The sequence below is a fragment of the Roseomonas sp. CECT 9278 genome, assembly GCF_918698155.1.
Lineage (GTDB): Bacteria > Pseudomonadota > Alphaproteobacteria > Acetobacterales > Acetobacteraceae > Neoroseomonas.
In genome coordinates, this window is record NZ_CAKKLX010000003.1 from 43,497 (window position 1) to 62,430 (window position 18,934).

An 18,934-nucleotide genomic window follows, 5' to 3' on the forward strand; every position below is an offset into this window, starting at 1 on the left:
CTCTCCCGCAGAGCCGCCTGATCCCGTATATCGCGCCGATGGATGGTTCCTTCGATGTCATCGTCATCGGCGGCGGTCATGCCGGCTGCGAGGCCGCCGCCGCCGCCGCGCGCTGTGGCGCGCGCACGCTGCTGCTGACCCACAAGCGCGCGACGCTTGGCGAGATGTCCTGCAACCCGGCCATCGGCGGCGTGGGCAAGGGCCATCTGGTGCGGGAGGTCGATGCGCTGGACGGCCTCATGGCGCGGGCGGCCGACGCGGCGGCGATCCATGTGAAGGTGCTGAACCGTTCGAAGGGGCCGGCCGTGCGTGGACCGCGGGCGCAAGCGGACCGCCGCCTGTACCGGGAGGCGATCCGCGGCCTGCTGGAGGGCCAGGCCGGGCTGTCGATCCTGGAAGCCGCGGCAGAGGGGATCGAGACCAACGCCGACGGCGCGGTGGCCGCCGTGGTCACCGGCGACGGCCGGCGGATCGGCTGCGGCGCCGTGGTGGTCACGACCGGCACCTTCCTGCGTGGCGAGATCCATATCGGCGAGACGCGCATCCCCGCCGGTCGTGTCGGCGATGCGCCCGCGATCGGCCTGGCGCTGGCCTTCGAGCGGATGGGCCTGCCGCTGGCGCGCCTCAAGACCGGCACGCCGCCGCGCCTCGATGGCCGGACCATCGACTGGGCGGCCCTGGAGCCGCAACCAGGCGACGACCCGCCGGAGCCGCTGTCCTGGATGACCGGGCGGATCACCAACCGCCAGGTGGCCTGCGCCATCACCGCCACCACGCCCGCAACCCACGCCCTGATCCGGGCCAACCTGCACCAGAGCGCCGTCTATGGCGGGCGCATCCAGGGGGTCGGGCCACGCTATTGCCCGTCCATCGAGGACAAGGTGGTCCGCTTCGCCGAGCGGGAGCGCCACCAGATCTTCCTCGAACCCGAGGGGCTCGACGACGATACGGTATACCCGAACGGCATCTCGACCAGCCTGCCGGAGGCGGTGCAGGGGGCGATGATCGCCTCCATCCCCGGGCTGGAGCGCGCGCGCATCAGCCGCCCCGGCTACGCCATCGAATACGACCATGTCGACCCGCGCGCCCTGACGCCGGCCCTGGAAGTCCGCACCGTGCCGCGGCTGTTCCTGGCCGGGCAGATCAACGGCACCACCGGATACGAGGAAGCCGCCGCGCAGGGGCTGATGGCGGGCCTCAACGCCGCCGCGCGCGCCGCGGGCGCGCAGCCCGACCGGGTCCTGACCCGCGCGGAGGCCTATGTCGGCGTGCTGGTGGACGACCTGGTGCTGCAGGGCGTGTCGGAGCCCTATCGGATGCTTACCGCGCGCGCCGAGCATCGGCTGGCGCTGCGGGCCGACAATGCCGGGTTGCGACTGACCGTGAAGGGCGTCGCCTGGGGCTGCGTGGGACCGGAACGCGCCGCACGCCACCGGGCCTTCGCCGCCGCGCTGGCGGATGCATTGGCACGCGCGCGGGCGGAGGGCGCGACCTCGGGCGCGCTGGCCGCGGCAGGCATCGCCGTGAACCAGGATGGGCGACGGCGGTCGGTACTGGAGGTGCTCGCATTGCCCGGGGTGGATGCCGGCGTGGTCGATGGCGCCTTCCCATGGCTGCGGGACCTGGCGCCCGCATTGCGCACCTTGCTGGAGGCCGAGGCGCTCTACGCGCCCTATCTGCGCCGCCAGGAGGCCGAGATGCGCCTGCTGGAACGCGAGGAGCGCGCCGCCATTCCGCCCGACCTCGACTTCGCGGCCATCGCCGGGCTGTCCTCGGAAATGCGCCAGCGCTTGGCCGCCGCCCGGCCCGCGACGCTGGGGTCGGCCGGCCGCCTCCCGGGCATCACCCCGGCGGCCATCGCCGCCCTGGCCGTGGCGCTGCGCCGCGACGCTCCGCGTTCCACGTGAAACACCCGATCGCCACGGTTCCGCCGGACCCGGCGCGCGACGCACGGCTCGCGACCTATCGCGACCTGCTGCTGCGCTGGAACGCGACCATCAACCTGGTTTCGGCGCGGACGGCGACCGAGGTTGACCACCGGCATATCGCCGACAGCCTCCAGCTGCTGCCACTGTTGCCCGCGACCGGCGCGATCGCCGACCTGGGATCGGGCGCCGGGCTGCCGGGCCTCGTGATCGCGGCCGCGCTGCCCGATCGCGACGTGCATCTGGTGGAATCCGACCGGCGCAAGGCCGCCTTCCTGATGGACGCCGCCGGACGCATGGGGCTGCCGGGCGTGAAGGTCCACCCGCACCGAATCGAGCGCGCCACCCTGCCGCCGATCGCTGCGGTCACCGCGCGTGCGCTCGCGCCGCTCGATCCGCTGCTGGGATTCGCGGCGCGATTCCTCGCCCCGGGGGGCATCGCGGTCTTTCCGAAGGGCCGCACCGCCGAGCAAGAGTTGACGAGTGCCGCCACGCACTGGCACTTCAAGACCGAGCGGTTCGACAGCCGCACGGACCCCGAGGCCACCATCCTCCGCCTGAGCGAGATCCGCCGTGCCCGCGACGACTGACCGCGCGCCCCTTCGCATCATCGCCCTCGCCAACCAGAAGGGCGGGGTGGGCAAGACCACGACCGCGATCAACCTCGGCACCGCGCTGGCAGCCAAGCGCCGCGTGCTGCTGATCGACATGGACCCGCAGGGCAATGCCTCGACCGGCCTGGGCATCGCGCGGCAGGATCGCGGCGCCGGGTCCTATGCATTGCTGACCGGCGAGAAGCCGCTGGCCGACCTGCTGCGCCCCACGCGCATCCCGAACCTGACGCTGCTGCCCGCCGACCCCGAACTGGCCGGCGCGGAGATCGAGCTGGTCGGCCTGGAAAACCGCGAACGCCGCCTGCGCGATGCGCTGGACGCCCAGGCGCCGGCGCTGGGGGGCACCGAGATCATCCTCATCGACTGCCCGCCCTCGCTCGGCCTGCTCACGCTGAACGCCTTGGTCGCCGCGCATTCCGTGCTGGTGCCGCTGCAGACCGAATTCTTTGCCCTGGAGGGGGTGTCGCAGATCACCCGGACGGTCGAACGCGTGAAGCGGGCGCTGAACCCGGCCATCGAGCTTGAGGGCATCGTGCTGACAATGTTTGATAAGCGGAACAATCTATCCGAGCTCGTCGCCGCCGATGTCCGCGCCTTCTTCGGCGACAAGGTCTACAGCACCGTCATCCCCCGCAATGTCCGCATCAGCGAGGCGCCGTCGCACGGCCTGCCGGTGATCCTGTACGACCACCGCTCCGCCGGCGCGCAGGCCTATGTCGACCTGGCCGCGGAACTGCTGAAGCGCGAGCGCCGCGCCAGGAAATCCGCCGCATGACGAAGCCGCCGCGCCTCGGCAGGGGGCTGTCGTCGCTGATGGGCGACGCGCCCGCCGCCCCTGCCGCCACCCCGGCTGGCGCCCCGCGCACCCTGCCGGTGGAGGCCCTGGAACCCAGCCCCTTCCAGGCCCGCGCCACGCCGGACCCGGCCGCCCTGGCCGAACTCGCCGCCTCCATCCAGGAACACGGCATCCTGCAGCCCATCCTGGTGCGCCCGAAGCCCAAGGCGCCTGGCCGCTACCAGATCCTGGGCGGGGAGCGCCGCTGGCGCGCCGCGCAGCAGGCGCGGCTGCACGACGTGCCGGTGGTGATCCGCGACCTCGACGACCGTGCCGCCATGGCCGCCGGCCTGGTCGAGAACCTGCAGCGCGAGGACCTGAACGCGCTCGAGGAAGCCGAGGGCTATGCCCGCCTGCTCGGCGAATTCGGCCTGAAGCAGGAGGCGCTCGGCCAGGCGGTCGGCAAGTCGCGCAGCCATGTGGCGAATACGCTGCGCCTGCTGAACCTGCCCGGCCGCGTGCGGGACCTGCTGCGCACGGGCACGCTGTCGGCCGGCCATGCGCGCGCGCTGCTGGGCGCCGAGGACCCGGAACGCCTGGCCGGGCTGGTGGTGGTGCGCGGCCTGTCGGTGCGCCAGACCGAGGCACTGGCCGCTGCCGCGCCGCGCGATCCCGCCGCCCGCCGTGCCACGAAGCAGGATGCCGACACCGCCGCGCTGGAACGCCGGCTGACGGAGCGGCTGGGCCTTCGCGTGGGCATCAAGCCGGCCGGCAAGGGTGGCCAGGTCACAATCACCTATGGCGACCTCGACCAGCTCGAAGGCGTGCTGCGCCTGCTGGACCCCGACTTCGCCTAAGTCCCGCGATCCAAGGGCCTTTCGGCCCTTGGCGGGTCCAGGGCAGAGCCCTGGCCTTCTACCCCCGCCGCGCCCGCACCGCCTCCCGCGCCAACCCCATCACCGCTGCCCGCGCCACCGCCGTATCCGGCATCCCCGTGGTCTTGGTCGCCCGTTCCGCCTCCAGCAGCGCCGCGCCGGCGGCCGCGAGTGTCTCCGGCCGCCACAGGCGCAGAGCGCGCTCGAAGGATGGGCGCGACTTGAAGAAGACCGGTGGCCGCAGCCCCTCCAGCGCGTCCTTCGGTGCCGCCCCGCGCGCCACCGCCATCGCCGCCACTTCCAGCCGCTGCACATGCCGCAGCGCGCCGCGCACCACCTGCACGGCGTGCGCGCCCTCGGCGAAGGCCGCATCCAGCGCGCGGTCGGCGCGTGCGGGGTCGCCCTCGGTCGCCGCCAGCAGCGCGGCGTCGAGGTCGAGCGTGGACCCCTCCGACAGCGACGCCAGCGCATCCTCCTCGCTCACGCGCCCGCCGGCGCCGACATACAGCGCCAGCTTCTCGCATTCGCGGCGCATCACCAGGCGATCCTCGCCCAGCCGCTGCGCCATCCAGGACACGGCGGAAGGTTCGGCGGTGACGCCGAATCCCTTCAGTAATCCGGTGATGGAGCCCTCCAGCGCCGCGCCCGTCTCGGCGTAGCAGGCGATCACCGCCGCCTCGGGCCCGGCCTTCTCAAGTGCGGCGCGCAGCCCCTTGCGGCCATCGAGCGACCCGCCCTCCAGCAGCACCACGCCCGGCCCGTTGCCCGCCAGCACGGCCTTGGCCGCCGTCGCCAGGCCGTCGGTCGCGTCGCGCACGCGCACCAGGCGGCGCCCGCCGGTCAGCGCCGGGGTCGCTGCCTCGGCGGCCAGCAGGCCGGCATCCTTGGCCGCGACCTCGCGCGGCACGTCCACCAGGCGGAAGGGGTCGTCGCCGGCGACGGCGCGCGCCAGCGCATCGGCGCGTTCGCGCACCAGGCCGCCATCCTCGCCGAACACCAGCACGATGCGCGCGCCGCCCGGGTCGGCCAGGAAGCCCGCGATGCGGCGCGCGTCCAGCTTCGCCATGCCCGTTCAGCCCGCGCTCGGCGGCCCGGACTCGAAGCGCACCGCCAGGCGGCGCACGATATCGTCGGCCAGCTGGTCGAGCAGCCGGCGCTCGGTCGCCTCGCGCGAGGTATCGGCCGAGAAGAACTGGTTCTCCGGCACGTTGTAGGCGTCGAAGGCGCGTTCCGACCCGCTTGCCACCAGCCGTGGCGGGCTGGCGGCATCGTAGAGGAACCAGCTGGCCGAGGCGGTGATCCGCACGCGCGATGGCGTGCCGTCCCGCGCGAAGCCCTGCAGGTCGATGCCATAGGCCAGGCCGACACGCAGGTCGTAGCGCATCTGCGCCCCGCCGCTGCCCAGGCGCTGTTCCAGGTTCCGCCGCAGCAGCTGACCGTTGCGCTCGGGGATCAGGCCGACACGGACGGTCTGCAGCCCCTGCGTCACGCTGCCGGATTCACGCTCGCCATACATCGGCCGGAAGCCGCAGCCGCCCAGCAGCAGCAGCCCCAGCACGGCCCGGCGCGTGCCGCGCTCAGACGACAAGGTTCACCACCCGGCCGGGCACATGGATGCGCTTGCGGATGGGCTTGCCGGCGATCGCGCGCTGCACGTTCTCCTCGGCTTCCGCCGCGGCGAAGATGCTGTCCTCGCTCGCGCCCACCGGCACCTCGATGGTGGCGCGCAGCTTGCCCAGGACCTGGACGGCAAGCTTCACGCTCTCCGCCACCAGCAGCGCCGCATCGGGTTCGGGCCACGGCAGCTGCGCGACCAGCGCGGCGTCGCCGGGACGCAGCAGGGACCAGGCTTCCTCGGCCAGATGCGGCATCATCGGCGCGGAGAGGCGGGCCAGCATCTCCAGCGCCTCGCGCCGCGCGGCGGCCGCGGCGGGGGACGTTTCGCTGCGCGCCGCCTCGATCGCATTGGCGAATTCGTACAGCCGCGCGACGGCGACGTTGAAGGCGAAGGTCTCCAGCGCCTCGGTCACCGCGGCGATGGCGCGATGCGTGGCGCGGCGCAAGTCCTTGGCCGCGCGGTCGTCGCCATCATGCACGCCCGCATCCGGCGCGGGCAGCGTGGGCAGCGCGGCCTCGACCATGCGGAACACACGCTGCGTGAAGCGGTAGGCACCGGCGACGCCGGATTCCGTCCACTCCATGTCGCGCTCGGGCGGGTTGTCGGACAGGATGAACCAGCGCGCCGTATCGGCACCGTAGCGCGCGACGATGGCGCCGGGATCCACCGTGTTGCGCTTGGACTTCGACATCGCCTCGACACGGCCGATCGTGACCGGCGCATTGGCGCCCTTCAGCGTGGCGGTGCGCGACCCGTCGGCGGCGGTGCCGAACTCCACTTCCTCCGGATACAGCCAGCGGCCATCGGCCGACTTGTAGGATTCGTGCTGCACCATGCCCTGCGTGAACAGCCCGGCGAAGGGTTCCGCCAGCGACAGGTGGCCCGAGGCCGACATCGCGCGCGTGAAGAAGCGCGAATAGAGCAGGTGCAGGATCGCGTGCTCGATGCCGCCGATATACTGGTCCACCGGCAGCCAGGCATCGACGGCCGCGCGCGTCACGGGCTGGTCGGCGCGCGGCGAGCAGAAGCGCGCGAAGTACCAGGACGAATCCACGAAGGTGTCGCAGGTGTCGGTCTCGCGCCGCGCCGGCTTCGCGCAACGCGGGCAGGCCACGTGCTTCCAGGTCGGGTGCGTGTCCAGCGGATTGCCGGGCTTGGCGAAGTCCACATCCTCGGGCAGGCGCACCGGGAGCTGGTCGGCCGGCACCGGCACCACGCCGCAATCGTCGCAATGGATGAAGGGGATCGGGCATCCCCAGTAGCGTTGGCGCGAGACACCCCAGTCGCGCAGGCGCCAATTCACCACGCCGGTCCCGGCCTGCCGCTGCTCCAGCGCGTCGATCGCGCCACGCTTGGCGGCCGCCACGTCGAGGCCGTCGAGGAAGCCGGAATTGAACGCGGTGCCGTCATCGGTGAAGGCCTCGTCTGCCACCGCGAAGGTGGCGGCGTCAGCACCCTTCGGCAGCACGACGGGCGTCACCGACAGCCCATACTTCCGCGCGAAATCCAGGTCGCGCTGGTCATGCGCCGGGCAGCCGAAGATCGCGCCCGTGCCGTATTCCATCAGCACGAAATTCGCGATCCAGACCGGGTATTCGGCGCCGGTGAAGGGGTGCTTCACGCGGATGCCGGTGTCGTGGCCCTTCTTCTCCGCCTGCTCGATCACCGCCTCGGAGGTGCCCATCGAACGGCACTCCGCGATGAACGCGGCGGCCTTCGCATCGCGCGCGGCAGTGGCCACCGCGATGGGGTGTTCGGCGGCAACGGCCAGGAACGACATGCCGAACAGCGTGTCCGGGCGCGTGGTGAAGACCTCGACATCCTCGATGCCATCGACCGGCGCGGACAGCGCAAACCGCACCCGCGCACCCTCGCTGCGGCCGATCCAGTTGGACTGCATCAGCTTCACGCGATCGGGCCAGCGGTCCAGCGTGGACAGCGCCTCCAGCAGCTCCGGCGCGTACTTCGTGATGGCCAGCACCCACTGCGCGAGCTTCTTCTTCTCGACCACCGCGCCGGATCGCCAGCCGCGCCCGTCGATCACCTGTTCGTTCGCCAGCACCGTGTTGTCCACGGGGTCCCAGTTCACCCAGGATTCGCGGCGCTCGACCAGCCCGGCCTTCCAGAAATCCACCAGCAGCTTCTGCTGCTGGCCGTAGTAGTCCGGGTCGCAGGTGGCGAATTCGCGCGCCCATTCCAGCGACAGCCCCATGCGCTTCAGCTCGTCGCGCATGTTGGCGATGTTCGCGTAGGTCCAGGCGGCGGGATGCACGCCGCGTTCGCGCGCCGCGTTCTCGGCCGGCAACCCGAACGCATCCCACCCCATCGGGTGCATCACCAGGTGGCCGCGCGCACGCTTGTAGCGCGCGACCACGTCGCCCAGCGTATAGTTGCGCACATGCCCCATGTGGATCTTGCCGCTCGGATAGGGAAACATCTCGAGCACATAGTATTTGCGCGCCTCGGCCGGCGGCACGTCGGGCACGGCGAAGCAGGCGCGCGCCTCCCATTCGGCCTGCCAGCGCGGCTCCGCGGCACGGAAATCGTAGCGGGGGGACGGGGCGTCCTGGGGTGCGGTGCTGTCGTTCATCCTGCGCGCGCGCTTCGTCTGGGAAGCGCGATGCATAAGCCGCTCCGCGCCGGATTCCTAGCGGCCGGGCTGCTCGCCGCCACACCCGCGCAGGCGCAGCCGGACCCCAACACCGACTTCGCCGCCTATCGCGCGCTGTTCTCGGTGGCGGCACTCGGCGAGGCGCGCGGCCCTTCCACCGTCATCGGCTTCACGCTGCACTACCGCGGCGCCATGACCAATGCCGGCTTCGTCGTGGCCGGCAATGGCCGGTCGATCAGCTGGCGCTTCACCGGCGGCGAGGACGGCCCCGTCGCCGTCCGCAACCGCCTGCAAGCCACCTGCGAGAGCACCGAGGCCAACACCGCCCCCGACCCGGCCACCTGCCGCGTCGTGGCCTTCGACGGCAATGTGATGTCCCTCGCGCTGCCCGCCTTCCGCCCGGTCGAGGCACAGGTCGGCCCGTTCCGCGCCGCACCCCTGATGTTCCGCCACGGGCCGCGCGCCGCCGAGGGCGTGGTGGTCTGGTCGCACGGCTTCGGCGGCGCATCGGTGGATCACCGCCGGCGCGCCGTGCCCGGCCTGCTGGCCATGCTGAACGATGCCGGCTTCGACATCCTGCGCTTCGACCGCGACCCGGCCGAGGACCACCTGGCCGCCGCGCTGACCACGCTGTCGCGCGCGCTGCCGCTGCTGCGCCAGGCGGGCTATCGCCGCATCGTGCTGGCGGGGCAGTCGCGCGGCGCCTGGCAATCGGTGCTGGCGGCGGCCGAGCGGCCCGAACTGGTGCACGCCGTGCTGGCCCTCGCCCCCGCCGCGCATGGGGAGGTCCGCCAGCCCAACAACCACGGTGCGGCGATCGAGGATTTCCGTCGCCTGCTGGCCGGACTGCCGGCCACCGGCCCGCGGCTGGGCGTGGCGGTCTTCGACCGTGACCCCTTCGACCCCGACCCGGCGGCCCGCGCGGCGCTGGTGGCCGAGGCCGCGGCATCGCGCCGCGCCCCGACGCTGGCGCTGCACCCGGAACCACCGCTGGAAGGCCATGGCGCGGGCAATGACTGGCGCTTCACGCGCGGCCACGCGCCCTGCCTGCTGACCCTGGTGACGGCGCCCGAGGCCGGCGTGGCGCGCGGCCTGCGACGGGCACCCTGCGGCGGCGGGTAGCGCCGATCCCGATCGGGCGGAGCGGTGCGCGAAAACAACCGCCGCGCGCCCGGGCGCGCGGCGAAGGCCCTACCGCCCCGCGACGCCCGACTGGCTGCGCAATTCGCGCGCCCGCGCCAGCACGCGGTCCTCGAGCTCGGCGCCGGTGGCCGGCGCGACCACCGCATCCACCCAGCCCTGCCCCTGGCGGATCTGGCGGAAGATCGAGATCCGCACGCCATCCGACCGCAGCTGGCGGCCCATGACATAGGCGGTCGCCTTGAAGCGTTCGGCGCCGGCGCCCGGCGGCGAATACCAGTCGGTGATGATCACGCCGCCAAAGGGATCGGCCGAGGCCAGCGGCATGAAGGCCAGCGTGTCGAGCGTCGCGCGCCAGAGGTAGGCGTTGACGCCGAGCCCGGTCGCGCCCGAGGCCGCGTCCTCCGGCCGGCTGCGCGCCGTGCCGAACAGCACGATGCCGTCATCCTGCCCGGTGAGCCGCCCGCGCACCCGGTCGCGGCCGGATTGCGAGGTGTATTCGTCGCGCCCGACATCGCGGACATTGCCCGATCCGCAGGCGCCCAGCAGCGCAGCGGCACCAAGGGCGCACAGGAAGGCGGCGGGACGGCGGGGGGATGCGCGGGTCATGGCGCTGCCTTGTAGCGCCTCGATTGGGGCGCTGAAAAGACGAAGCCGCGGCGGGGCGGTCAATTCGTCCCCGGTTCGTCCAGGGCGAAGCCGGCGGGCGGGCTCCCGGCCAGGGCGCGCTGCTGCATGGCGCGCAGGGCGCGTTCCAGGTTGCGGGCATAGCGCGGGGTGTCGAACAGCGGCGTGGCGGGCAGGGCGGCGGCCAGCCTGGCGCGGATGGCCGCCAACCGGGCCGGGTCGCGCGCCAGGGCGATGGCGGTGTGTTCCTGCGTGGCGGCACCGTCGGTCACCAGCTCCGGCAGGCCGAGCGTGGTGAGCAGGCTGGCCGCGACGCGCCCGGCGAAGGCACGTCCCGCCTGGGTCAGCACCGGCAGCCCGGCCTGCAGCGCATCGGCCGCCGTGGTGTGGGCATTGTAGGGCAGGGTGTCGACGAACAGGTCGGCCAGCGCGTGGCGGCCCAGGTGCTCGGCCATGGCGTCCACGCGCCCGGCCATCACCAGCCGGGCCGGGTCGATGCCGCGCGCGGCGGCGGCGGCGCGCAGGTTGCGGGTGGCCGGCGCGTTCTCCTCGCGCAGCCAGAACACCGAACCGGGCACCGCGGCCAACATCCGCATCCACCCGTCGAACACCGCCGGCAGGATCTTGTGGGTGTTGTTGAAACAGCAGAAGACAAAGCCGTGCTCGGGCAGGCCGAAGCGCGCGCGGGTGATGCCGTCGGTCGCGACCGGCCGGCCGCCGTCGGTCGGCAGGAAGGCGTGCGGCAGGCGGACCACGGCTTCGGTCCAGTCGGCCTCGGCGCCCGGCGGGATCACCGTGGCGTCGGCGATGATGTAGTCCAGGAAACCGCCGCCGCTGGTGCCCGGATAGCCCAGGAAGCCGACCTGCACCGGTGCGATGCCGCGCGCCAGCACCGCGCCGCGCGAATCCCCCGTATAGCCGTTGAGGTCGATGGCGATATCGATCCGCAGGCCGCGCGCCATCGCCACCAGCGCATCGTCGGTCAGCGCGACGGCGTCGTGGAAGCCATCGACCGCGGCGCGGATGCGCGCCTGCACCGGGTCGCCGGTCAGGCGGCCGAGCGAGATCGCATGCACCTCGAAGCCATCGCGGTCGTGGCATTCGAGCAGCCGCGCCATCAGGTGGCCGACCGCATGCATCCGCAGCTCGCCGCTGACATAGCCGATACGCAGGCGCGTCGCTTCGCGGCGCACCGGCAGCGCGTCGCGCCGTGCGGGCAAGCTGGTGCGCGCATGGTGGGCGGCGGTGCGCCGGTGCAGGCCGGGATCGTCGGCAAGGGCCAGCGCCTCGAAGGGCGGCAGGCGCGCCGTGCCGGCCTCGAAGCCCGCCACCAGGCCGGTGCGTGCCGTGTCGAAGCCGGTCCAGTCGCAGACCCGCAGGCGGGTGAAGGTCAGCAGCGCCGCGGCGGCATCCGGCCGGCGCCCGGCGGGCAGCGCGGCCGCGCGCGCATAGGCGGCGACGGCGGCGGGCAGGTCGCCGGCAGCCAGGTGGATATTGCCGGCGACGATATGGGCCGGGCGCTCCGCAGGCGCTGCCGCAATGGCGCGCCCGATCGCCGCGATCGCCTCGGCATGGCGCTTGAGGCCCGACAGCGCGATCGCCTGGCCCACCATCGCGCCGTGGTGGCCCGGCTGGTGGCGCAGCACCTCGGCGAAGGTCTCGAGCGCGGGCGGCAGGTCGCGCTGGTCCAGCAGGCCGTGGCCGAGCGTGACCAGCAGCGGCAGCGTCGCGCCATGGCGGCGCGCCGCATCGCGCAGATGCTCGACCGATTCACGCGGGCGGCCGAGCACCTGCAAGGCCGCGCCCATATGGGTCAGCGCGCCCGGATGCGCGGCATCCAGCGCGAGCGCCTGGCGAAAGGCCGCGAGCGCCTCCTCGGCGCGGTCCAGCGCCATGAGGCAGGCACCGTGGTTGTTGTGGAAGTCGGCATCCATGCCGTCGGGGCGACGCGCCAGGATGGCGCGATAGACATCCAGCGCCTCGGCCGGGCGGTCCAGCTCCAGCAGCGTGTCGGCCAGGTTGAACAGCGCATCGGGGGCGGTGGCGATGGCGCGGCGGAAGGCCTGCGCGGCTTCGGCGCGCCGGCCCAGGGCGCGCAACGCATTGCCGGTGTCGTTGAGCAACGCGGCATCGCCGGGCGCGCGTGCCAGGGCGGCCTGCAGGTGCTTCAGCGCATCGCGCAGGTCGCCCTTGGCAAAGAGCGCCACGCCCAGCAGGCGGTTCACCTGCACGCCGCCGCGGTCGCGCGGCAGGGCGCGGCGATAGCAGCGGATCGCCTCGTCAAGCCGACCGGCCTGGTGCAGGGCGATGCAGGGGTCGAGGTCGATGGTCATGCCGCCGGGTGTAGCGGCTTCGCGCCGCGGACGGAATCTGGTGCCCGGAACGACGAAGGGCGGCAGGGTTTCCCCTGCCGCCCCCGTTGCTGCCGATCCCGAAGGATCAGAAGGCCAGGCGGATGCCAGCCACGCCGACGTTGATCGTGCGGGTGTTGGAACCGTTGAACGAGGCCAGCGTGGTGCCGTTGCCGCCGTAGCGGGCGTTGGTCGGCGCCGCGGTCGGCACGTTCTCGTCGTTCACGTTGTTGTACAGGGCGAAGAGCACCAGGCCCGGCGCCAGGTTGTAGGCGACGCCCACGCCCCAGGTGGTCTGGGTGCGGTCGTCGAGGTCGCGGATCGTGCCCGCGACGCCGGCGCCGCAGGACGCGTTGGCGGTGCCCACGCGGCAGGCGCCGTTGCTCTGCATCGCCTGGCCGAAGATGCCGCCGAACACCACCGGGCCCATCGTGTAGGTGGCACCGATGATGTAGTGCTGCGAGTCATCCAGGCCGGCCGCCAGGGCAGCGCGGCCCGGGCCGGAGCCATTGTACTGGCCCCAGGTGTACTCGGCGCCGAAGCCGAAGCCGTAGGCGGTGATCTGCGCGCCGATGGTGTAGGCGGTGACCGACTGGGCGCGCGGGTTGATCAGGGCGCCGGCGGTGTTCAGCTCAGGCGCTTCGGCGAACATCGCGCCGACACCGGCCTGCACGCCGATGGCGCCGAAGGTGCCGCGGTAGCGAACCGCGAGCGAGACCTCGTTCTGGATGTTCGTCTGGTCGCGCTGCGCCGAGGTGCTGTTCGCGATGTCGGTGCGCTCGCCCTCGAAGGCGTTCGGCGCGTAGGAGACGCCGAAGTCGAAGCCGGCGAACTGCGGCGACAGGTAGATGATCTTCGTCGCGTCGGAGCCGTCGTTGATGCCCGCCAGCAGATAGGGCGAGCTGAACAGGCCGCTCTGGACAATGAACTCGTCCCACTCGCCGTCGCCGCCCAGCGCGGCGGAGGCCGGCGCGCGGACCTGCAGCAGCGAGGCCGCGCTGTCTTCCTGGCCGAAGCGCAGCGTGCCGAGGTTCGGCAGCGTGATGAAGCCGTACATCTCGTCGAACGACACGGTGGTGCCGTCGCCGGCGCCGGCCGTCGCGTTGTCCATCTGCAGCTCGAACACCGCACCGTAGGTCATGCCGTTGGAGGCGCGGCCATCGATGAAGATGTTCAGTTCCATGTCGTTGCGGAAGTCGGTCCGCGCACGGCCATTGGCATTCGCGGCAGCGCCGGTGGTGCCATTCTGGAAGTTACGGCTGCGGCCGCGATCCCAGTCGTCCTGCACGTAGCCGCCGGTGAAGGCGAAGTAGCCACCCAGGCGAACCGTCAGGCCGCCGGCGCCGGCGATCGACGGGGTCGGCTGCACGGCGACGCCGCCCGTGCCGGCGCCCGACGGGACCAGCGGAGCCTGGCCGGCCGTGGGGGCACCGCCACCGGCGGGAACCTGCGTTGCCGCGGGCTGAGCGAAAGCCCCCGGCGCCAGAAGGGCGGCGCCAACGACGGCGGTCGTCCCCAGCAGAATCTTGCGCATTCTAGTCCTCCTCATGGCCGGCGAACCGGCATTTTCCTCGGCCTCCCTGCCCCCCCGGACAAGGTACGCCGCCGCTTCCCGCGAACAGGCGGAATGGCGGCGTCGCGGCCTGGAACGGACTATGTCCCGGCCGGGCCGGGGGGGGCAACCGCGCAGACAGGCGACACGCGACTTACCTGAGACACTGTGGCGGGCGCGCCACAGCCTGTGGCAGCAACCCCCCGATGGCCCCCACCGCCGCGGCACGGCGCGGCAGCCGCCGCAGCGTCGCGGGCGCGATGCCACCCAACGCCGCCACCAGGACAGTACGGCGGCAGAACGCCGCGCCGCCTGCCATCGGCGATGCCGCGCGACCCGTCGCGTCCATCGTTGCGCGACCCGTCTCGTTCATCCCTGCGCGACCCGTCTCGCTCATCCCTGCGCGACCCGTCTCGTTCATCCCTGCGCGACCCGTCGCGACACCCTTGGCGCGACCCGTCTCGTTCATCCTTGCGCGACCTGTCGCGACACCCTTGGCGCGACCTGTCGCGACACCCCCCAGCCGCCCCGCCGCCGCCGCCCAGCGCAGCGGGCCCAGCGCCGGCGCGCCCGGGTGGCTGGCGGTCGGGAAGATCGGCGAAAGGAACACCAGGTCCGGCCGCAGCCGCCGCGCCCGCGCCGCCGCGCCCGCCCCGCCATGCGCCGCCATCGTCAGCCACGCCCCTGGCGCGCCCGCGCGCCGCGCCAGCAGCAGCGGCAACAGGTGGCGCGTCGGCCGGCGGTCCGGCACATGCACCCCGCCGCCCAGCGCCAGCCCGGCTCGGCCATCGCCCGCCACCACCAGCGCCAGCCCACGCCGCCGCGCCAGCACCGCCAGCGCCGCCAGCACCTCGGGATCGACCCCCCGCGCCACCACCCCCGCGCCGCGCGGCAGCCGGGCGGCGGCGGCCAGCGGGTCGGGCAGCCGCAGCGGGTCCGAGAACAGCCACAGCCACGGCGGCCCGCCACGCCGACGCATCCTGTGCAGCCGCGCCAGATGCACTAGCCTCGTCCCGCCATGACCGACACCACCACCATCGCCGCCAACCTCGCCACCATCCGCGCCAGGATCGCCGAGGCCTGCGCCCGCGCCAACCGCCCGCCCGCCAGCGTGACGCTGGTCGCGGTGTCCAAGACCAACCCGCAGCAGGCCGTGCTGGATGCCCTGGCGGCGGGCCAGCTGGTGTTCGGCGAGAACCGCGTGCAGGAGGCCGACGGGAAATTCCCCCCGCTGCGCGCCGCCCACCCCGCGCTGCGCCTGCACATCATCGGCGGGCTGCAGACCAACAAGGCGCGCGACGCGGTGCGCGTGGCCGACGTGATCGAGACCATCGACCGCCCGAAGCTGGCCGCCGCCATCGCCGAGGCCATGGCGAAGGAAGCCCGCCGCCCCGACTGCCTGGTACAGGTGAACACCGGCGCGGAACCGCAGAAATCCGGCGTGGCGCGCGCCGAGGCCGACGCCTTCATCCGCGCCGCGCGCGACGACCACGGCCTGCCGGTGACCGGCCTGATGTGCATCCCGCCGGTCGAGGACGACCCGCGGCCGCATTTCGCGTTCCTGGCGAACCTCGCGGCCAGGCACGGGCTGGCCGTGGTCTCGATGGGCATGAGCGCGGATTTCGAGGCGGCGATCGCCGAGGGCGCGACGCTGGTGCGGGTGGGCAGCGCGATCTTCGGCGCGCGCGCGCCGGGCTGAACCGCGGGCGGGCCAGGGCTGGCGCACCCGTTCGGGTCGCGCGACGCAGGGCGCCGGTCAGCGTGGATGCGCCGCCGCCGCGAGCGCCAGGCAGGGCAGGTCGTGGCCCAGCGTCGCGAGGTCGTTCGCCAGCATCGCCGCGGCCGCGGGCGCCTCGTCCGGCAGCGTGTCCGCCACGCTGGCGAGGAACACCACGCGGCCGGGCAGCGCGGCGAGCGGCCACGGCATGGCGACGGGCAGCGCGGCAGCCGCCTGCGCCGCCGCGACCAGCGCGCGATCGTCCCGGCCCGCCGCGAGTTCGGCCCGCGCCAGGGCGCACAGCCCGCCAAAGCCGGGGCGATGGGCCGCGAGGTCCGGCCGCGCCGCCAGGCCGGCCTCGGCCAGCCGAAGGGCGGCGTGGCAGAAGGCGGCCAGCGCGGCGCCGTCCCCCACCACGGCCAGGTGCTGGCGCAGCGCGCGCAGGGCCCGGCGCAGGGCGCGGCGCCGCTGGCGCGCGCGGGGCTGGCCGCGCGCGAAGAATTCGAGCCGGCACGCGACCGCTGCGGCCCAGCCGGGCAGGGTGTCGAAGGGCGCGTGCATCGGTTGCTCCCGTTGGCCTTGACGCCCCGCGGCGGGCGCGGGATGCACGGCGCGATACCGCTCAGCCAAGGCCAACCATGACCCGCGTCTTCTCCGGCATCCAGCCTTCGGGCGTGCCCACGCTCGGCAACTACCTCGGCGCCATCCGCAACTGGGTGCCGCTGCAGGACCAGGCCGAGGCGATCTACTGCGTGGTGGACCTGCACGCCATCACGGTCTGGCAGGACCCCGCCGAACTCACGCGCCAGACGCGCGAGATGGCCGCCGCGCTGATCGCCTGCGGGCTGGATCCGCAGCGCTGCATCCTGTTCGTGCAGTCCCATGTGCGCGCGCATGCCGAGCTGGCGTGGATCTTCAACTGCGTCGCACGGCTGGGCTGGTTGAACCGCATGACGCAGTTCAAGGACAAGGCCGGCAAGAACCAGGAGGCGTCGTCGGCCGGGCTGTACGTCTATCCGAACCTGATGGCGGCCGACATCCTGACCTATCACGCCACCAAGGTGCCGGTCGGCGACGACCAGAAGCAGCACCTGGAGCTGGCCAACGACATCGCGCAGAAGTTCAACCACGACTACGGCGTGGACTTCTTCCCGACGATCGAGCCGCTGATCCAGGGCGTGGCCGCGCGCGTGATGTCGCTGCGCGATGGCACCAAGAAGATGTCGAAGTCCGACCCATCGGACCAGTCGCGCATCAACCTGACCGACGATGCCGACACCATCGCGCTCAAGATCCGCCGTGCGAAGACCGATGCCGAGCCGCTGCCCGACCACATGGCGGGCCTCGAGAACCGGCCGGAGGCGCGCAACCTGGTGGGCATCCTGGCCGGCATCACGAACACGCTGCCGGAGAACGTGCTGCGCGAACATGGCGGGCAGGGCTTCGGGGCCTTCAAGGGCACGCTGGCGGATGCGCTGGTGGCGCATCTGGGCCCCATCGCCGCCGAGATGAAGCGCCTGCTGGACGACCCGGCTGCGCTGGATGCGGCGCTGCATGTGGGCGCCGAACGCGCGCGGGCGATCGCCGAGCCGATCTGCGCCAGGGCGCGGGAGATCGTCGGGTTCCTGCCGGCGAAGTGAACAGGAAGGCCGGGGGAGGCGTCCTCCCCCGGCCTTGCTTCCTCAGCGACCGGTCTGGATGCGTTCGACCAGCTGCTTCACGCTGGGCACGAAGCCGTTCGAATAGAACGGGTCCTGGCCGAAGCGATAGGCGTTGTGGCCGGCGAACATCAGCTGGTTCTCCAGCCCGCGGTCATGCGCCACGTCCTGCAGGGTCTTCTGGATGCAGAAGCTGCGCGGATCGGCCTTCTTGCCGTTCGAGAAATCGGGTTCGTGCTGGGACCAGTTGGAGAAGCGGCAGGCCGACAGGCAGCCCATGCAGTCCACCTGGTCCTTCACGATCTCCTGCGCCTTGTCGGGCGTCACGAAGATCAGCGTATTGTCGGGCGTGCGCATCGCCTCGGTGAAGCCTTCCGCTTCCCAGTGCGAGACGCGCGCCAGGTCGTGGGGGGCCAGATACACCTTCCGCTTGCGCGGCCCCACGCCGTATTCCGAGATGTGGTCGCCGACCGGTTCGGCCGTGTAGGCGACCTGGCGCTCGTTGCGGTCCTCGAGCTCCTGCAGGAACGGATTGCGGACCGCCGAGGAATAGAAGCCCGTCGGCGAGAAAGGCTGCAGCAGCACGTCGCCGGGCTGGAGCGTCAGCAGGCGCTGCTTCCACACGTCGGGGATCGGGCTTTCCTGCGTGAGCAGGGGGCGGGTGCCGAACTGGAAGGCGATCGGGCCCAGTTCGGGATTGTCGATCCAGTCTTCCCATTCCTCCAGCCACCAGACGCCGCCGGCCATGATGATGGGTGTGTCGTCCAGCCCGAATTCGCGCATCTGCTGGCGCAGCTTCAGCACGCGGGCATAGGGCGCTTCCGGGACCTTCGGGTCCTCGCTGTTCGACAGGCCGTTATGGCCGCCGGCCAGCCAGGGGTCTTCGTAGACCACGCCGCCGAGCCATTCGCGTGTCTTGGAATAGGCGCGCTTCCACAGCGCGTTGAAGGCGCGCGCCGAGGAGACGATGGGGTAGTAGTGGATGCCGTAGTCGCGCGCGACATCGGCCAGGCGATAGGGCATCCCGGCACCGCAGGTGACGCCGTGCACCAGCCCCTTCGCACCTTCCAGCATCCCGCGCGCGACGCGTTCGGCGCCGCCCATCTCCCACAGGATATTGGCGTGGATGCGGCCCTTGCCGCCGGCCATGTCGTGCGCGCGCTTGGCCTGCGCGATGGCGCCATCGATCGCGTAGCGGACCAGCTCCTCGTGCCGGTCGCGGCGCGTCTTGCCATGGTAGACCTGCGGGATCGGGTTGCCGTCCGCATCGTAGGAATCGGCATTGACGGCGGAGAAGGTGCCGGCGCCGCCGGCGGCCGCCCAGGCGCCGCAGGTCGCGCCATTGGAGACGGCAACGCCCTTGCCGCCTTCGACCAGCGGCAGGACGTCCACGCCGCCCATGCGAATCGTATTGATGGCCTTCAACGAATGGCGCTCCCAGCGACCAGCGTGACAGCTATATGGCACGTGC

General features: G+C 72.7%; 16 protein-coding genes. 7 read left to right on the top strand and 9 right to left on the bottom strand.

Features of this window, described 5'->3' with window-relative positions:
• Positions 1-38 precede the first annotated feature (38 nt).
• From mnmG to LQ222_RS02820, 4 genes are read left to right on the top strand one after another with little or no spacing between them, the layout of a single operon-like run.
• Positions 39-1,907: a tRNA uridine-5-carboxymethylaminomethyl(34) synthesis enzyme MnmG gene (gene mnmG, locus LQ222_RS02805; protein WP_230164333.1), complete on the top strand. Its 1,869-nt coding sequence runs from the start codon at positions 39-41 to the stop codon at positions 1,905-1,907.
• Positions 1,904-2,515 carry a 16S rRNA (guanine(527)-N(7))-methyltransferase RsmG gene (gene rsmG, locus LQ222_RS02810; RefSeq protein ID WP_230164334.1) on the top strand — a complete coding sequence of 204 codons (612 nt, stop codon included), beginning with the start codon at positions 1,904-1,906 and terminating at the stop codon, positions 2,513-2,515. The genes mnmG and rsmG overlap by 4 nt, the downstream gene beginning before the upstream one ends.
• Positions 2,499-3,314 carry a ParA family protein gene (locus tag LQ222_RS02815; RefSeq protein ID WP_230164335.1) on the top strand — a complete coding sequence of 272 codons (816 nt, stop codon included), beginning with the start codon at positions 2,499-2,501 and terminating at the stop codon, positions 3,312-3,314. The genes rsmG and LQ222_RS02815 overlap by 17 nt, the downstream gene beginning before the upstream one ends.
• Positions 3,311-4,171 carry a ParB/RepB/Spo0J family partition protein gene (locus LQ222_RS02820; RefSeq protein WP_230164336.1) on the top strand — a complete coding sequence of 287 codons (861 nt, stop codon included), beginning with the start codon at positions 3,311-3,313 and terminating at the stop codon, positions 4,169-4,171. The genes LQ222_RS02815 and LQ222_RS02820 overlap by 4 nt, the downstream gene beginning before the upstream one ends.
• A gap of 58 nt (positions 4,172-4,229) precedes the next feature.
• Here LQ222_RS02820 and holA read toward each other — a convergent pair whose 3' ends face one another.
• The 3 genes from holA to leuS are packed head-to-tail and all read right to left on the bottom strand — an operon-like array spanning position 4,230 to position 8,397.
• Positions 4,230-5,255, bottom strand: a complete 1,026-nt coding sequence (holA, locus tag LQ222_RS02825; protein ID WP_230164338.1) for a DNA polymerase III subunit delta — start codon at positions 5,253-5,255, stop codon at positions 4,230-4,232.
• A 6-nt stretch (positions 5,256-5,261) separates the two neighbouring features.
• A complete protein-coding gene (gene lptE / locus LQ222_RS02830) occupies positions 5,262-5,777 on the bottom strand; it encodes an LPS assembly lipoprotein LptE (protein ID WP_230164340.1) in 516 nt (171 codons plus the stop codon).
• Positions 5,767-8,397 carry a leucine--tRNA ligase gene (leuS, locus tag LQ222_RS02835; protein ID WP_230164341.1) on the bottom strand — a complete coding sequence of 877 codons (2,631 nt, stop codon included), beginning with the start codon at positions 8,395-8,397 and terminating at the stop codon, positions 5,767-5,769. The genes lptE and leuS overlap by 11 nt, the downstream gene beginning before the upstream one ends.
• Positions 8,398-8,427: 30 nt before the next feature.
• Here leuS and LQ222_RS02840 point away from each other — a divergent pair, with 30 nt between their 5' ends.
• Positions 8,428-9,540: an alpha/beta fold hydrolase gene (locus LQ222_RS02840; RefSeq protein ID WP_230164342.1), complete on the top strand. Its 1,113-nt coding sequence runs from the start codon at positions 8,428-8,430 to the stop codon at positions 9,538-9,540.
• Between the two features lie 69 nt (positions 9,541-9,609).
• Here the strand turns inward: LQ222_RS02840 and LQ222_RS02845 are convergent, their stop codons facing one another.
• The 4 genes from LQ222_RS02845 to LQ222_RS02860 form a co-directional block, all read right to left on the bottom strand.
• The gene (locus LQ222_RS02845) at positions 9,610-10,167 is read right to left on the bottom strand and encodes a DUF3576 domain-containing protein (protein WP_230164343.1); all 558 of its coding nucleotides are present in this window, start codon (positions 10,165-10,167) and stop codon (positions 9,610-9,612) included.
• Positions 10,168-10,226: 59 nt separating this feature from the next.
• Entirely contained in the window at positions 10,227-12,518 is a 2,292-nt protein-coding gene (locus LQ222_RS02850; RefSeq protein WP_230164344.1) for a glycosyltransferase family 41 protein, read from the bottom strand.
• Between the two features lie 106 nt (positions 12,519-12,624).
• On the bottom strand, positions 12,625-14,070 hold the full coding sequence (locus LQ222_RS02855; protein ID WP_230164345.1) for a porin: 1,446 nt from the start codon (positions 14,068-14,070) through the stop codon (positions 12,625-12,627).
• Between the two features lie 172 nt (positions 14,071-14,242).
• Positions 14,243-15,067: a thiamine phosphate synthase gene (locus LQ222_RS02860; RefSeq protein WP_230164346.1), complete on the bottom strand. Its 825-nt coding sequence runs from the start codon at positions 15,065-15,067 to the stop codon at positions 14,243-14,245.
• A gap of 39 nt (positions 15,068-15,106) precedes the next feature.
• Here LQ222_RS02860 and LQ222_RS02865 point away from each other — a divergent pair, with 39 nt between their 5' ends.
• Positions 15,107-15,787 (top strand): YggS family pyridoxal phosphate-dependent enzyme, encoded by a 681-nt coding sequence (locus LQ222_RS02865; RefSeq protein WP_230164348.1) that lies wholly within the window; start codon positions 15,107-15,109, stop codon positions 15,785-15,787.
• A gap of 57 nt (positions 15,788-15,844) precedes the next feature.
• Here the strand turns inward: LQ222_RS02865 and LQ222_RS02870 are convergent, their stop codons facing one another.
• Positions 15,845-16,366, bottom strand: a complete 522-nt coding sequence (locus tag LQ222_RS02870; protein WP_230164349.1) for a hypothetical protein — start codon at positions 16,364-16,366, stop codon at positions 15,845-15,847.
• 77 nt (positions 16,367-16,443) lie between these two features.
• Between LQ222_RS02870 and trpS the strand changes: the two genes are divergently transcribed.
• The gene (trpS, locus tag LQ222_RS02875; protein ID WP_230164351.1) at positions 16,444-17,445 is read left to right on the top strand and encodes a tryptophan--tRNA ligase; all 1,002 of its coding nucleotides are present in this window, start codon (positions 16,444-16,446) and stop codon (positions 17,443-17,445) included.
• A gap of 42 nt (positions 17,446-17,487) precedes the next feature.
• Here trpS and LQ222_RS02880 read toward each other — a convergent pair whose 3' ends face one another.
• Positions 17,488-18,888 (bottom strand): nitronate monooxygenase family protein, encoded by a 1,401-nt coding sequence (locus tag LQ222_RS02880; protein WP_230164353.1) that lies wholly within the window; start codon positions 18,886-18,888, stop codon positions 17,488-17,490.
• Positions 18,889-18,934 lie beyond the last annotated feature (46 nt).